Source organism: Amnibacterium sp. (genome assembly GCF_036559085.1).
In the GTDB taxonomy this organism is placed as follows: domain Bacteria; phylum Actinomycetota; class Actinomycetes; order Actinomycetales; family Microbacteriaceae; genus Amnibacterium.
Window position 1 is genome coordinate 39,585 of record NZ_DATBTU010000014.1, and the last position, 12,801, is coordinate 52,385.

Annotated in this window: 12 protein-coding genes and 1 tRNA gene; 7 read left to right on the forward strand and 6 right to left on the reverse strand. The window is 69.9% G+C overall.

From position 1 onward, the window contains the following. The first annotated feature begins 4 nt into the window (after window positions 1-4). Together VIG76_RS02580 and mscL (VIG76_RS02585) are read left to right on the forward strand one after the other, a co-directional pair. The gene (locus VIG76_RS02580) at window positions 5-325 is read left to right on the forward strand and encodes an FmdB family zinc ribbon protein (protein ID WP_331950736.1); all 321 of its coding nucleotides are present in this window, start codon (window positions 5-7) and stop codon (window positions 323-325) included. An 88-nt stretch (window positions 326-413) separates the two neighbouring features. Beyond that, the gene (gene mscL / locus VIG76_RS02585) at window positions 414-887 is read left to right on the forward strand and encodes a large conductance mechanosensitive channel protein MscL (RefSeq protein ID WP_331950738.1); all 474 of its coding nucleotides are present in this window, start codon (window positions 414-416) and stop codon (window positions 885-887) included. A gap of 91 nt (window positions 888-978) precedes the next feature. Here the strand turns inward: mscL (VIG76_RS02585) and VIG76_RS02590 are convergent, their stop codons facing one another. The 3 genes from VIG76_RS02590 to VIG76_RS02600 all read right to left on the reverse strand — a co-directional run bounded on the left by VIG76_RS02590 (window position 979) and on the right by VIG76_RS02600 (window position 6,169). Further along, window positions 979-1,125: a hypothetical protein gene (locus VIG76_RS02590; protein ID WP_331950740.1), complete on the reverse strand. Its 147-nt coding sequence runs from the start codon at window positions 1,123-1,125 to the stop codon at window positions 979-981. A gap of 23 nt (window positions 1,126-1,148) precedes the next feature. After that, window positions 1,149-4,913: an AAA family ATPase gene (locus VIG76_RS02595; protein WP_331950742.1), complete on the reverse strand. Its 3,765-nt coding sequence runs from the start codon at window positions 4,911-4,913 to the stop codon at window positions 1,149-1,151. A gap of 164 nt (window positions 4,914-5,077) precedes the next feature. Then, on the reverse strand, window positions 5,078-6,169 hold the full coding sequence (locus VIG76_RS02600; RefSeq protein ID WP_331950744.1) for a ScyD/ScyE family protein: 1,092 nt from the start codon (window positions 6,167-6,169) through the stop codon (window positions 5,078-5,080). A 193-nt stretch (window positions 6,170-6,362) separates the two neighbouring features. On the opposite strand from VIG76_RS02600, the gene VIG76_RS02605 reads away from it, so the two are divergent. Beyond that, entirely contained in the window at window positions 6,363-7,037 is a 675-nt protein-coding gene (locus tag VIG76_RS02605) for a helix-turn-helix transcriptional regulator (RefSeq protein ID WP_331950746.1), read from the forward strand. Between the two features lie 15 nt (window positions 7,038-7,052). Here the strand turns inward: VIG76_RS02605 and VIG76_RS02610 are convergent, their stop codons facing one another. Continuing rightward, window positions 7,053-7,415, reverse strand: a complete 363-nt coding sequence (locus tag VIG76_RS02610) for a nuclear transport factor 2 family protein (RefSeq protein WP_331950748.1) — start codon at window positions 7,413-7,415, stop codon at window positions 7,053-7,055. 51 nt (window positions 7,416-7,466) lie between these two features. On the opposite strand from VIG76_RS02610, the gene VIG76_RS02615 reads away from it, so the two are divergent. Then, window positions 7,467-7,538: transfer RNA gene (locus VIG76_RS02615), tRNA-Arg, on the forward strand. Window positions 7,539-7,545: 7 nt separating this feature from the next. Here the strand turns inward: VIG76_RS02615 and VIG76_RS02620 are convergent. Continuing rightward, window positions 7,546-8,715, reverse strand: coding sequence for a site-specific integrase (locus tag VIG76_RS02620; RefSeq protein WP_331950750.1), 1,170 nt, complete (start codon window positions 8,713-8,715; stop codon window positions 7,546-7,548). A gap of 252 nt (window positions 8,716-8,967) precedes the next feature. On the opposite strand from VIG76_RS02620, the gene mscL (VIG76_RS02625) reads away from it, so the two are divergent. Both mscL (VIG76_RS02625) and VIG76_RS02630 read left to right on the forward strand, forming a co-directional pair. Further along, entirely contained in the window at window positions 8,968-9,435 is a 468-nt protein-coding gene (mscL, locus tag VIG76_RS02625) for a large conductance mechanosensitive channel protein MscL (protein WP_331950752.1), read from the forward strand. A gap of 343 nt (window positions 9,436-9,778) precedes the next feature. Continuing rightward, window positions 9,779-10,813 (forward strand): site-specific integrase, encoded by a 1,035-nt coding sequence (locus VIG76_RS02630; RefSeq protein ID WP_331950754.1) that lies wholly within the window; start codon window positions 9,779-9,781, stop codon window positions 10,811-10,813. Here VIG76_RS02630 and VIG76_RS02635 read toward each other — a convergent pair. Further along, a complete protein-coding gene (locus VIG76_RS02635) occupies window positions 10,797-11,735 on the reverse strand; it encodes a plastocyanin/azurin family copper-binding protein (protein WP_331950756.1) in 939 nt (312 codons plus the stop codon). The two genes, VIG76_RS02630 and VIG76_RS02635, sit on opposite strands and share 17 nt — an antisense overlap. Before the next feature lie 597 nt (window positions 11,736-12,332). Between VIG76_RS02635 and VIG76_RS02640 the strand changes: the two genes are divergently transcribed. After that, window positions 12,333-12,779: a hypothetical protein gene (locus tag VIG76_RS02640; RefSeq protein ID WP_331950758.1), complete on the forward strand. Its 447-nt coding sequence runs from the start codon at window positions 12,333-12,335 to the stop codon at window positions 12,777-12,779. The last annotated feature ends 22 nt before the right edge of the window (window positions 12,780-12,801 follow it).

Sequence of the window (12,801 nt, forward strand, 5' to 3'; positions counted from 1 at the left end):
CTTCATGCCCACCTATGCCTACAAGTGCCGCGACTGCGGGACGCCCCTCGAGGTGCACCAGGAGTTCAGCGACGCAGCCCTGACCGTCTGCCCCGCCTGCGGCGGACTGCTGCGGAAGCAGTACGGGTCCATCGGGGTGACGTTCAACGGCTCGGGCTTCTACCGCACCGACTCGCGCAGCAGCGAGACGAAGCCGGCCGCCGCGAAGAGCGAGTCGGGCTCCTCCGACTCGAGCTCGTCCGCGCCGGCGAAGACCGACGGCGGCTCGAAGCCCGCTTCGGACGCCAAGCCCGCGGCGAAGCCCGCCCCCGCGACCGCGTCCTGATCGAGCGGATCCGGTCGAGACCGGATCGCAACCGACGGCGGGGCCGATCGGGAAGCGCTGCGTCCGACCGCTCTGCTACACAGTGGGCGTGAAGGGTTTCCGCGAGTTCGTCCTCCGAGGCAACGTCGTCGATCTCGCCGTCGCCGTGGTGATCGGTGCAGCGTTCACGGCGATCGTGACGTCGATCGTGGTGAACGTGATCAACCCGCTGATCGCCTCGTTCTTCAACGCCAGCAGCCTGAGCACGGCCCTCGTCGTGCATCTCCCCTGGTCTCCCGCGAAGGCGCAGGGCCTCATGTTCGGGGCGGTCCTCGGCGCGATCATCAACTTCCTGATCGTCGCCGCGGTGGTCTACTTCGCGTTCGTGCTGCCGCTCAACTGGGCGATGAAGCGCGCGTTCGCCCGCAAGCAGGCCGAGGAGACCGCGACGCCGGCCGACACTCCCCCGACCGAGACCGAGCTGCTCATCCAGATCCGCGACCTGCTCGCCGGCGCCCCGAGCCCGGAGGGTGACCACACCCTCCCGCCGGGCCGCGGATCCCACCGCGCCCCGGCCGAGTAGGCCGCACCCGTCTGCTGTCCGCTCGGACAACTGCTGCCGCCGAAACGCGAACAGTTGTCCGTGCGGACAGCAGACGTGTGGTGGGCACTCGTCAGCCCCAGTGCGGCGGCTTGTCGGCCTTCAGGCGGTCGTCGTTGGCGTCCGAGCCGTCGCCCCACGCGCGCGGTTCGTCCTCGCCGGCGAGCGGCGTCTCGCCCGCCGGCGTCGGATCGGATCCGGGCGCAGGCTCCGTGCGCACCCTGCGGTGCCGCCGGCGTCCGGTCAGGTCCGCACCTCGACGACCGGGATCGTGTTCGTCAGCGGCGACGGCTCGCGCGCACCGAGGGCGATGGCGATGCGCTGCGCGACCGCATCCGGGTCGGAGAACAGGTCGAAGCTGTGCACCCGGAGGTAGTGCCACCCGAGGCGCTTCAGCATCTCCGGCCGCAGGCGCAGGCTCTGCCGCAGCGACGAGGTGCCGATCGTCGAGTCCGTCTCCACCGTCATGGCGCGCGCCCCGTAGGAGGCGACGAGCGGCAGCTTGCCGTGGTAGCCGAGCGACACCTTCATGCCGTGGGCGCGGAGGCGCCGGCCGAGGTCCACCAGCATCGCGTCGCGGTCGTCGTCGAGCGGATCCTCGGCGACGCGCGCCTCGGCGTCGGAGAGCAGCCGCTGCAGCGCGGCGACGCCGCGGGGCATCCGCTCGGCCTCGAGGTCCTCAGGGCGGAAGCAGGAGATGATCGCGAGCGAGCGCCGGGCCCGCGTGACGGCCGCCGCGAGCAGCCGGTCGCCGCCGGGCTTCGCGAGCGGACCGAGCGTCGACAGGGTGCGCCCGTGCGGCGTGCGGCCGTAGCCGATGCTGAAGATCACGCGGTCGCGGCTGTGCCCGACGGCCTCGGCGAGCGTGACGACCATGAACGGCTCGGCCTGGTCCCGCAGGAAGAAGTCGGTGAGGTCGCCGCGGCGCACGAGGGCCTTCATGACGGCCTGCTGCACCCGGATGGCGTGCTTCGCGCTGCCGGAGATGACCATGAGGGACTCGCGGGGCCGGTTCGTCGCGTGGTCGAGCACGCGCTCGACGACCCGCTGCACCTCGGGCTCGACAGCCTCCACGGTGCCGGTCTCCGCATCCGGGAGCCCGTGGCCGTTGTCGACGTAGTCGAGGGCGAGGCTGCCGTGACCGAGGAACGTGCCGGCCCACGGCACGCTCTCGATCCGCCCCTCGTAGAAGCGGCGGTTCACCAGCTCGGCGAGGTCCTCGCCGCCGGCCCGGTAGCTCGTGGTGAGCTCGAGCGACGGCACGAGGTCCGCGATCCGGGCGAAGACCGAGTCGGCGTGCCGCTCGTCGAGGCGGCGCTGCGTCTCGGGCGGGTTCTCGGTCTCCCGGATGGCGATGTCGAAGGGCATCGGCGTCTGCGTGACGGGGTCGCCGAACGCGACGACCTGCTTCGCGCGGCGCACCGCACCGAGGCCCTCGGCGAAGCTCAGCGCGCCGGCGTCGACGATGAAGACGGCGTCGAACTGCATCCCGTCGCCGAGCTCGTGCACCTCGTAGGGCGAGGCGAGCCAGACGGGCGCGAGCAGCTTCAGCAGGTGCGGGGCCTCGCGGTTCAGGACCACGGGGTCGTCGCACTTGGCCTGCAGCAGCTGCTTCAGCGCCTCCGCCTCGCCACCCCAGTCGGTGACGCCGAGGCGCCAGGCGTCGGCGAGCTGCCAGGCGAGCCGCTTCGCGTTCGACTTCTGGTGCGCCTCGTCGACGAGGCGGAAGTCCTGCTCGAGCCGGTCGAGCACGGAGGTGTTCGCGCCGAGGAGCGCGGGGTCCTCGGCGAGCAGCCGCTCGAGCACGCTCTTCCACCAGGCCAGCTCGAGCTCGACGCCCACGTCCTCGGGCGCGACGTGCCGCCCGGCGAGGTCCTCGAGCAGCGGCGCGAGGTCCTGGTCGCGCAGCCGCGCCATGATCGCGGTGCGGTCCTGCAGGTTGTGCAGCACCTCGGAGTCGGCGGCGAGCGCCTTCAGGCGGTCGGGCAGCAGCTCGACCTGCTCCTGCAGCAGGCTGTCGGGCGTGTTCCAGAGCCCGAGCGGCTCGTCGAGCGCGGTGAGGTCGCCCGCGGCGCGCTGGTACTCGGTCCAGAGGTCCGTGATGCCCGCCGGCACGTCGGGCGTGACGCCGCTCGTGACGAAGCGCTGGTAGAGCACCCGCTGCTGCTGGATGCGGGTCAGCCACTCGTGCAGGTCGGCCACGTGCACGCCGGGCCGCACGTACTCCTTCGCGAGCTTCTTCAGCCGCCGCCGGTTCACGCTCGACATCTCGCGGGCGTCGCGGCGCGGGCCGGTGGCGACGATCAGCTCGCCGAGCGAGCGGTCGAAGACCGCGGGCTGGAACTTGTCCAGCGTCTCGCGGATGTCGAGCAGCAGGCGCAGGTAGATGCCGAGTTCGGCGAGCGTCGCGAAGGGACGCAGTCGCGTGCTCGCGATGACGTCGCCGGCACGCTCGAGCAGCCGCGGCACGTCGGTCGCGGCGAGGCGCTTCGCGAGCACGTGCGCGTGCTCGGCGGCCTCGGCGCTGGTGAAGCTCGCGCCGTACCAGGGCGAGTCGCCGGGCCCGTACCGGAACTCGCCGAGCGCCGCGGCCCGCTGCAGCGTCGACTGCACCTGGGCGCGGTCCATCGCGAGCGCCTCCATGGCGCGGGTGGAGAGGCGAGCGGTGGTGGCGGGCGGATTCGGCAGCAGCGCCAGCCGGGACAGCTCGCCGAGCGCGTCGAGGACGCTCACCCGCAGATGCGGGTCGCGGCGGGAGAGCGCCGAACGGTAGTCGAGCAGCACGGAGCGCAGGCGCACGAGGGCGTCGTCGACCTCGCCGGTCTCGGGCGGTGCGGCCTTCTCGTTGCGGGTGATCGAGTGGATGAGGTCGCGGCGGATGCTGCGCGGCGACACCGCGATGCCGCCGAGTCCCGCATCCGCGAGCCGGCCGGCGACGGCCCGCAGCGTGGCGTGCCGCGGGCTGACCACGAGGACCCGCTTGTGCTGGGCGACGAGCGCGCCGAGCGCGTTCACGATGGTCTGGGTCGCGCCGGTGCCGGGAAGCGTGTGGACGGCGAGGGTGTCGCCGGCCGCGATCTGGGCGACGACCTGCTCCTGCTCGGGGTCGGCGTCGAGCACCGCGAGGTCGCCGGCGGGCGGCCGTTCGTCCTGGCGGACCAGCTCGATCCGCTCTGCCGCCTGCGCGAGGCGGGCGGCGGCCGTCGGGTTGCCCGCGACGGCGTCGATCACCGGGTGCTGCATGTCGCGGGCATCCGCGAGCAGCGTGGGGCCGACCTCCGCGAACGACGAGATGAGCAGCCGCGGCTGCACGCTGAACCGCTGCAGGTGCGCGGTCAGCTCGCGCAGCCGGTCGATCACCGGCTGCGGCTTGAAGGCGCCCGCCTGCAGCGCGAGTGCGACGAACGCCTGCGGGTCGAGCCGGATGCCGTACTGCTCGTCCATGGCCCGCACGAGCCCGGGGTTCAGCTGCAGCGCGCCCTTCAGCCGCAGCTCGAAGTCGCGGCCGTAGCGGCGCATCGCGAGCGGCCGCAGCAGCACGGGCCCGCGGAAGTCCTGCTTCTCGAAGCGCCACTCGGCGAGCCCGATCGCGAGGTGCATCGCGTCGATCCCCCGCGTCGCGGCGAGCTCGACGGCCTTGGCGGTGAGCGTCGAGGCCGCGGTGCTCGCGACCTTGAAGGCGATGTCGTCGCGGATGAGGTTCGACAGGAGCGTCGTCTTGCCGGTGATGAACTGCGCGAGCCCGGACGGATGCGTGGTCGACAGCTCGATGCGGGTGCGGACCGAGTCCTCGAAGTGCAGCAGCGGGGTCGGACCGCCGACGACGCCGAGCTCGTCGCGCCACCGCTCCCACGAGGGGGCGGCGATGTTCACGGGCACGAAGTGGTGGTCACCGACCGTGACGGCGTGCGGGCCGGTCACCTGCGAGGTCGGCGACGTCTGAGGGATCCGCAGCACTTCCGTGTCTGCGGTCCCCTCCTCGGTCTCCCCGTTCTCGGCACGCCACACACGGCCACTGTAGGCATGGGGCGTCCCTCGTTCGGGTGACGCGCCGTGCGTGGGCCAGAGGCTCGCCGGATGCGCGGCGTGGCGGATGCACGCGCGCGGCGCGGGCCGGGAGACTGACGCGCTTCCCGACCCGCGCCGCGCGGGTTCGATTCGATCGGCCGGACTCAGCCGAAGCGGACGATCGTGCCGGCTCCGCTCCCCGTCAGGACGGCGGGCGCCGTCGACGCGTAGAGATGACCGTTCGCCCATTCGACGCCCACGACACCGAACAGCGGTGCGAAGGGCTTCGGTCCTCCGTTGCGGACGATGGAGATCTGCCCGGCACCGAGCTCGGCGACGTAGATGCAGCCGCTCGGGCTGATCGCGAGGTTCGTCGCCGCGTTGAAGCCCGTGGCGATGCGGTGTGTCCAGCCCCAGCCGACCTGGTAGACGCTGCTCCTCGCACCGAGGGCGGGCACACCCTCAGGGCCGCCGGCGAGCGTGGTGACGTACAGCTTCCCGTGCGGGCCGACCTCGACGTCCGTCGGCACCGGCTCGAATCGGTAGGTGATGCCGGCGCAGTCGGGAACCTGCAGGGCGGTGGCGATCGCCGTCGTGATCTTCAGCGGCTGCACCGGCAGCACGGCGATCACGGAGACGTGGCCCCAGGGGTCGACCTTGAGGATGTCGTTCCCGCCGGCATCCGCGACCGCCCACGAGCCGTGGCCGAGCGAGGCGACGGCGTAGGGGTGGGAGTCGTACTGACCCTTGTAGGAGATCGGCACCTGGCCGGCGTTCAGCTCTGCGGTGCACTGCTTGCTCAGTGCGTCCGCGTCCAGCACGCCGTAGTGGTTCCGCTTGTCAGGGTTGTACTTCCTTTCGAATGCCGACAGCGACACGACCTTCTTGTGCCCGTCGTGCAGGATCGTCAGGCGGGTGTCCGAGTGGTCCCCGGTCGAGGTCGTGTACGCGATCGAGCCGTCCGCGACCGCGACGCCGGCGAGGTCGCCGCTGATCTGGGGGTTCGGATTCGTCGCGGGGCCGTACGCGATCGCCTTCGCGCGGCCGACCTTGAACAGCGCGGACTGCGCGCTGTCCGCGACGAAGATCGAATGACCCGCGACAGCGAACTGCAACGGGCCGACGTACGCGTCGGAGATCACATGGACGGGTGGGGTGCCGGCGTTGGCGGGGATCGCCCCGAGGCCGGTGATCGTCGCGATCCCCACACCCACCGCAGCGGCGGCGGCGAGGGATCGCCTTGAGAAGAGGGACATCAGCTTCCTTGCCTGTGCTGGGCGCGCCCGGGTGGCACCGCCCCGTGGCTCCACGCTCGCGCTCCGGGGTGCGACGGGCTATACCGGAAAACACGCACATCCCCCTGGAAATCGGGGATCCGCACAGGTATCGGCGGGAGTAGCGTCCGGAACCGTGCGGTGCCGCCCCAGGGGCCGTGCTGGAGGTCGCGACATGCCGACGATCGCCGAACGGACGGACGCCCGTACCGACGCCCCACCGCTCGACCCCGACGACCTGTGGGGCGTGCTCGCCGCGGTGCTCGCACTGCACAGCGCCGCGGACCCGCGGGCGTTCCCCGATGTGGTCGCCACGACCTGCGAGCGACTGCTGCCCGCGGACCACGTCGACCTGCACGACCTCAGGGCGGCGTGGGCCGACCGCTCAGCGCATGATGGCGAGTCTCCTGAGGCGGCCGCGTCGAGTGGCGCGGCGGTGCTGCCGGTGCGGGTTTCGCCGGACGGCCACCGGGTGGCACTGACGGCGTCCGCGAGCCGGCGGTCGTTCTGGATCGTCCTCGAGCGCTACGCGGATCCGTTCGATCGGCGGGACCGCTGCGTGGCCGAGTCGCTGCAGGCCCATCTCGGGCCGGCCTTCGATCACGCCCGGCTCCGCGCGGGCGAGTGGCAGGTGGCGGAGGCGATCCGGTCGCTCACCGTCCGGGAGCAGGAGGTGCTGGCGCTCGTCGCGGACGGTCGCACCAACCGCGACATCGGGCTGGCCCTGTTCATCGAGCCGCGCACCGTCGAGAAGCACGTCGAGCACATCCGCACGAAGCTCGGTGCCCGCAGCCGCACCGAAGCGGCGGCCAAGTGGGCGCGCGGCGTCGGGGTGCCGTCCGGGATCTGACCGCGCCGAGCCGCCTCAGACCGGCGTGCCCTGGTGGAAGCGCAGCCGCCAGCCGTCGTCGCCGCGCACCCACAGCGAGCTGCGGTTGGCCGCGAGCGGCTCCCCGTCGGCGTGGACGACGCGGCTGACGTAGGTGACGAGCGCGACGCCGGGCGCCGGCTCGCGCACGGTGAACCCGGGCAACGGCAGCTCAGCCCCGAACGGCGCCGCCTCCGCGGCGAGGGTCGCCGCAAGGTCGTAGACGCGGCCGGAGCGCCCGAACTCGAGGAAGTCCGGATGGAGCACCCGTCGCATCCAGCGCTCGTCGAACCGCGTCTCGGGCCGCCACAGCCCCTCCTCGAGCTCGCGCAGCTGTGCCTCGGTGTCGCCGTCGATCATCCGGGTCTCCTTCCGCTCCCCCGCCTACACTGGCGGACGTCCGCGTGCCACGCCTCTGTAGCTCAACGGAAGAGCAGTTCCGTCCTAAGGAAACGGTTGGGGGTTCGAGTCCCTCCAGGGGCACGCCGTTCTAGAGCTCGAAAAGCCCGGAATCATGCGGATCTGCCCCGTCCGGGAGCTCCTCCTCCGGCGGTTCTGACAACAAATTGACAACATCTGAGGCGCGCTTCGCCTGATCGAGGGCAGCCGCAACCGCGTCGAGGTCGTCATCGAAGAGGTCGGCGTAGGTGTCGAGCGTCATGGCGGCGGAGGCGTGTCCGAGCATCCGTTGGACCGCCTTCACGTTCGCGCCGGCGGATATTGCGAGGCTCGCGGCCGTGTGCCGGAGGTCGTGGATCGCGAGGTTCGAGGGGATCGTGGGGTCCGCTCGCCGTGCTCGCGTCCGAGCTCCGGCGAACCAGCCGTCCCCGTGGGTCGGCGTGGGAAGGAAGGCGCCGCCCGTTCCAAACACCAAGGCCTCGGTCGGTCGGCCTCCGCACAGCCGTCGCATGTCGTCGACAAGGAAAGCTGGGATGGGCACGCTTCTGGACACGTGCCCCTTCGGCGTTCCCGCCACAATCCGTCCGGCGACGTTTACGGCGTTGGCGGAGACGAGGAGCCTGCGCCGGTCCAGGTCGACCGCACCGACACGAAGTGCGACGGCCTCGCCCCAGCGAAGCCCGGTGTAAGCCAGTAGGAGAACGAGCGTCCCGTGCCCGCGTGCTTCGCGTGCAAGCAGACGCACCTGGCGGTGGCTCAGGTAGTGGCGTGGTTTCGACTGCTTGCGGGGCAGGTGGACGCCTCGCACCGGGTTGCTCTCGAGCCGTCGGTCCTTGACTGCACGGTCGACGACTCCAGCAAGAACTCCGTACGCCCGTAAGACCACCGTGGCGCTCTTCCGGCTGGATAGTTCTGCCACCCAATCCTGGACCTCGCTGTGTCGGATCTCCCCCACAGCGCGGCGGCCCCACACGGGCTCGACGTGCACGCGCCAAGCGACCTCCAGGACGTGCCGCGACGAGGGTTTCAGGTGCGTCTGGGACGCGAGCCATTCGCGTCCTAGGGTACCGACCGCCACTTTCGCCGACCCGGCGTCGATCCACTGCCCACTCGCTATCCGGACCTCGGTCGATGCGAGGAACAACTGGGCTTCACGCTTCGTCGCGAAGCCCCGCTTCGTCGTCTGCGACCTGTCTGGCTTGCGGTAGACGACGAAGTAGCGCTTCCCACCTGCCGTCGAGTACGGGTAGATCGATCCCATGCGACGTCGCCCTCTCTGCAGCAGGCACGCCCGGCGCAGGCGTCGGCCCGGTCAACTCCAGGATCGCGCAGGGCTCTGACGCCGCCCAGGTCCCCACGTCCCCGGCGTGGGTCAGGCCGAACCACGCCCTACCCGGGGTGTAGGTCAAGGGCTACTGTCAGCCCAGATACAGATGTCCCGGCACGGGACTACCAACAGTGGCAAGCCGCAAACGCACGGGCAGCGCCGTTCGTCAGCACAGACTCGGCTCGGTTGCCAACCGCACAGTTGAAAGAAGGGTCGGACGTCGTGAGTGGGTTCAAGAAGTTTCTGTTGCGCGGCAACCTCGTCGACCTCGCGGTCGCGTTCGTCATCGGCGCTGCGTTCGCCGCGCTGGTGACCGGGCTCGTCAAGGACCTGATCACGCCACTCATCGCCGCGATCGGGGGGAAGTCCAACTTCGCGGCGCTGAGCTTCACGATCAATCACTCGAAGTTCCTCTACGGCGACTTCCTGAACCTGCTGATCTCGTTCCTGATCGTGTCGGCAGTGGTCTACTTCCTCATCGTCGTGCCATTCAGCAGGCTGCTCGAGCGGTTCAAGCCGACCCCCGATCAGCCGGCGCCCGTTCAAGACTGCCCGCACTGCCTCTCGTCCATTCCCCAGGCGGCGACGGTGTGCGCATTTTGCACAAGGGACGTCGGCGCGCCTCGCGCCGCAGGGGCGGTCGTTCCCAACTGACGCCATGGTGACCACACGGCCGACCGAGATGCCGACCGAGAGATCAGCACCCCTGTCGCTCCTCGCCTCCCGCGCTTCCGATCCGATCTGGGCCGCATCGAACACGAGTTTCGGCCTTACCACCGAACGGCCCTTTCAACGCTCCAAGGTTCTGACTACGGATTAGAAGAATCGGCGTTTCGCGACGGCGGCGAATCGGCGAATCGGCGGAACTAAGGGGGAAGTGCCGGGTCAGGGGCCGAATTGCCCTCGTCGTCGGCGTCACAGCGCACCACAGGGCGCCGCGCGTATGTGTGCACCAATGTGTGCACCGGCGGCCTGTGGAGGCAGTTAGTGTGCGGCCGTGCCGAAGCGACGGGACCACGGGCAGGGCGCCCTGTACGAGCTGAAAGGCCGCGGCCTGTGGCGAGGCGTGCTCGACGACGGGTTCACCTCGGACGGGCGACGGCGTCAGCGGTACGTGCACGCGAAGAGCCGCGAGGAGTGCATCCGAAAACTGCGCCAGCTCATGCAGGAGATCGCCACCGGCGGCGCCCTGGATCATCACACCCGCGTCACGGACCTCGCCGACCGGTGGCTGCAGGACGCGGCAGGCAGGTTGAAGCCGAAGACCCTGCAGGCACACCGGTCGAACGTGACCACCAACGTGGTGCCCGTGCTCGGCAAGACCGTCGTCTCGGATCTTCGCCCCTCGCATGTCCGGCGGCTGCACGTCGAGGTCTTCTCCCGCGGCGTCGGGCCGGCCACGGTCGCCGCGGCCCACCGAACGCTGTCGGCGATGCTCAGCTACGCGATCGATGAGGGCCTCATCGTCCGCAACGTCGCCGAGTCGGTCGACATCCCCCGGCAGGCGCCGAGCGAACGCGATTCCCTCACCCGCACTGAGGCTCAAGCCCTACTCGCGCTGGGCGAACCGCGATGGAGCCTCGCGCTGCTGTCCGGTGCCCGGGACGGTGAGATCCGCGCCCTCCGATGCAGTGACGTGGACCTCGAGGCCGGGCGGCTCACCATCTCCTGGACCATGGCAGAAGCCGGCTACAAGCACGGCTGCCGCGGCACCTGCGCGAAGGGCCGCCGCATCGCAGACTGCGCGAACCGCGCCATCGATGTCGCGGCGTCGCTGCAAACCGAACCTCTCGAGGGTCGGTGGGTGCTGGTGCGACCGAAGGCCTACAAGCCGCGAGTCGTGCCGCTCACCCCGGAGACCATCGCGGCCCTACGAGACCTCATCAACCACGATCGAGGCCTCTGCTCGGTCTGCTCGAGGTTCACGCTGGGCCGGGCGCCCGCGGACCGGATGTCTCCATCCGGCCCGCGGGCGCCCGGTCAACGACGAACGAGGCGTCGTCGTGGAGGCCAGTTCAGTCGTCGACGATGACGTTCCCGACCATGCCCATGTAGTCGTGCAGGGCGCAGATGTACGAGAACGTGCCTTCCTTGGTGAACGTGACGGTGAAACTCGCTCCTGGTTCCATCAGCCCGGAGTTGAGCTGTCCGCCAGCGAAGTGGGTCGGGTCACCGAGCGGCACGAACGCGTTGCTCGGCTCCGTCCCGAAGGTGACGGTGTGCGGTGCACCCATACCCGGATTGGTGAAGGTGACCGTCTGACCGACGTGCACACGGATCGTCTGGTGGACGAAGCGCATGACCATCGCCACGCCGTCGTCGTTACCGGCGAGCACCAGATGTCTCGTCGCCATCTGCGCGGTCTCGTGCCACAGGTGGTAGCCGTCCCGGAGGATCGCCCGAGCCTGGTGGGCGCTGTACCGGTCGTACTGTGCCTGCGTGTACGGGTAGGAGGTGCCCTCGTGCCGCACGTGCACGACACCCTTCATCATGGCTCCGTGGACGAGGCACCAGTAGACGTAGTTGCCCGGCTTCGGGAAGCGAAGGCTGTATTCGTCGGTGGCCGGGAACCCGGAGTTGGACACGTTCGTCATGACGCCGGAGTTGTAGTACGACTTCCCGTCGTACCAGCTGCCACCCACCTTCAGCAGCTCGATCGGGTTGCTGGGGTTGAACGGCTCGAAGGACGCTAGCTTCTGTCCCCGTGCTAGGAACGTGACTGTGTGGACCTCCGCGGAGTTCGCGTCCCACCGCACGGTGTCCCCCGCGTTGACGTAGATGTTCTCCGGCAGGAACGCCATGCCCTGGATGGCCTGGTCGTGGGACTCGTTGCCGACCTGGACGGTCCAGGTGCGGTGCGATTCGTGGTGAGCGCCGGCGCTCCATGAGGCCGCGGCGCCGGTGAGCGCGAGCGGCAGGAACAGGGCGGCGAGGAAGGCGATCAGGATCCGCAATGGGCGCGGCCTGCTTCTTGGGTGAGACGTCATCATCTCTACCTTTCGGCTTGGGGTAAAGCGATTCTGGGCCCGGGTTGCTCCCGGGGTGGGCAGGCCTACGGAACGGCCGATGGGACAAGCACAAAGGCGGCGCGGCGGCCGGCTCAGGCAGCGCGTAGCGCGGCTGAATCGACTGCGGAACAGCAGCGAATTCGGGGAACCCCGGAGAAAGTGGTTTCGACTTGTCAGAGACGCTGTGGCCCGTTCGGGCCGCCGCGCCGAGACTCTTCGCTCATTCGGACCCTTACCATCGACGATCGACGATCCGTCATGATGCGGACTGGGACAGTCGAAGGTGGCCGGGAGCGTTCATGGGGCCGGTCGTCAGGGAGATGCCCGCTCGTCGGCGGATCGTCTTCACCATGGCCCTGCCCAGCGGCGCCTGTCAAGATGCGGTGCCGACCCGATGAATGCAGAACCGGCTCATCCGCCAGCGACTGCAGCGGAACTCCGCCCGGCCGCCATCATCATCTGCCTCAGACGGGACTGCTGATCTCGTGGACCCTTCACTCCTGACACTTCACGCGAGCAAGGGAGGGGAGGAGTATGCCCGGCATGATCGCCGTCCTGCGACAGGTGCCCTCGTTCATGTTCAGGCCGCGGCGTCAACCGCAACGGTGGCTATTGGCGGTGCTGGCCGTGGTTGCCGGTCTCGCGCATGTTCCACTGATCCCACCGCATCTGAGCGAGGCGCCGTACATGGGGGTGCTGTTCATCCTGCTGACGATCGCGTGCCTCATGCTGGCGGGCGCCGCGACCTTCCGAGATTCAGCAGCGGTCTACAGCACCTCCGCAGCGGTCTGCGGCGTGGCCGTCATTGGATATGTCGCCACTCGACTCGTGCCCTTCCCGATGCTCGCCGACGAAGTCGGCAACTGGCTGGAGCCCCTCGGCCTCCTCGCCGTTCCAGCTGAGACCGCCGTCGTCGTCATCGCCGTGCGGGTCCTCCTCAGAGCGTCCCGCCACTCCTTCCCGGGTGCCGGCCCGTCCAGCACGATCTGACGTCAAACGACTTCAATCACGC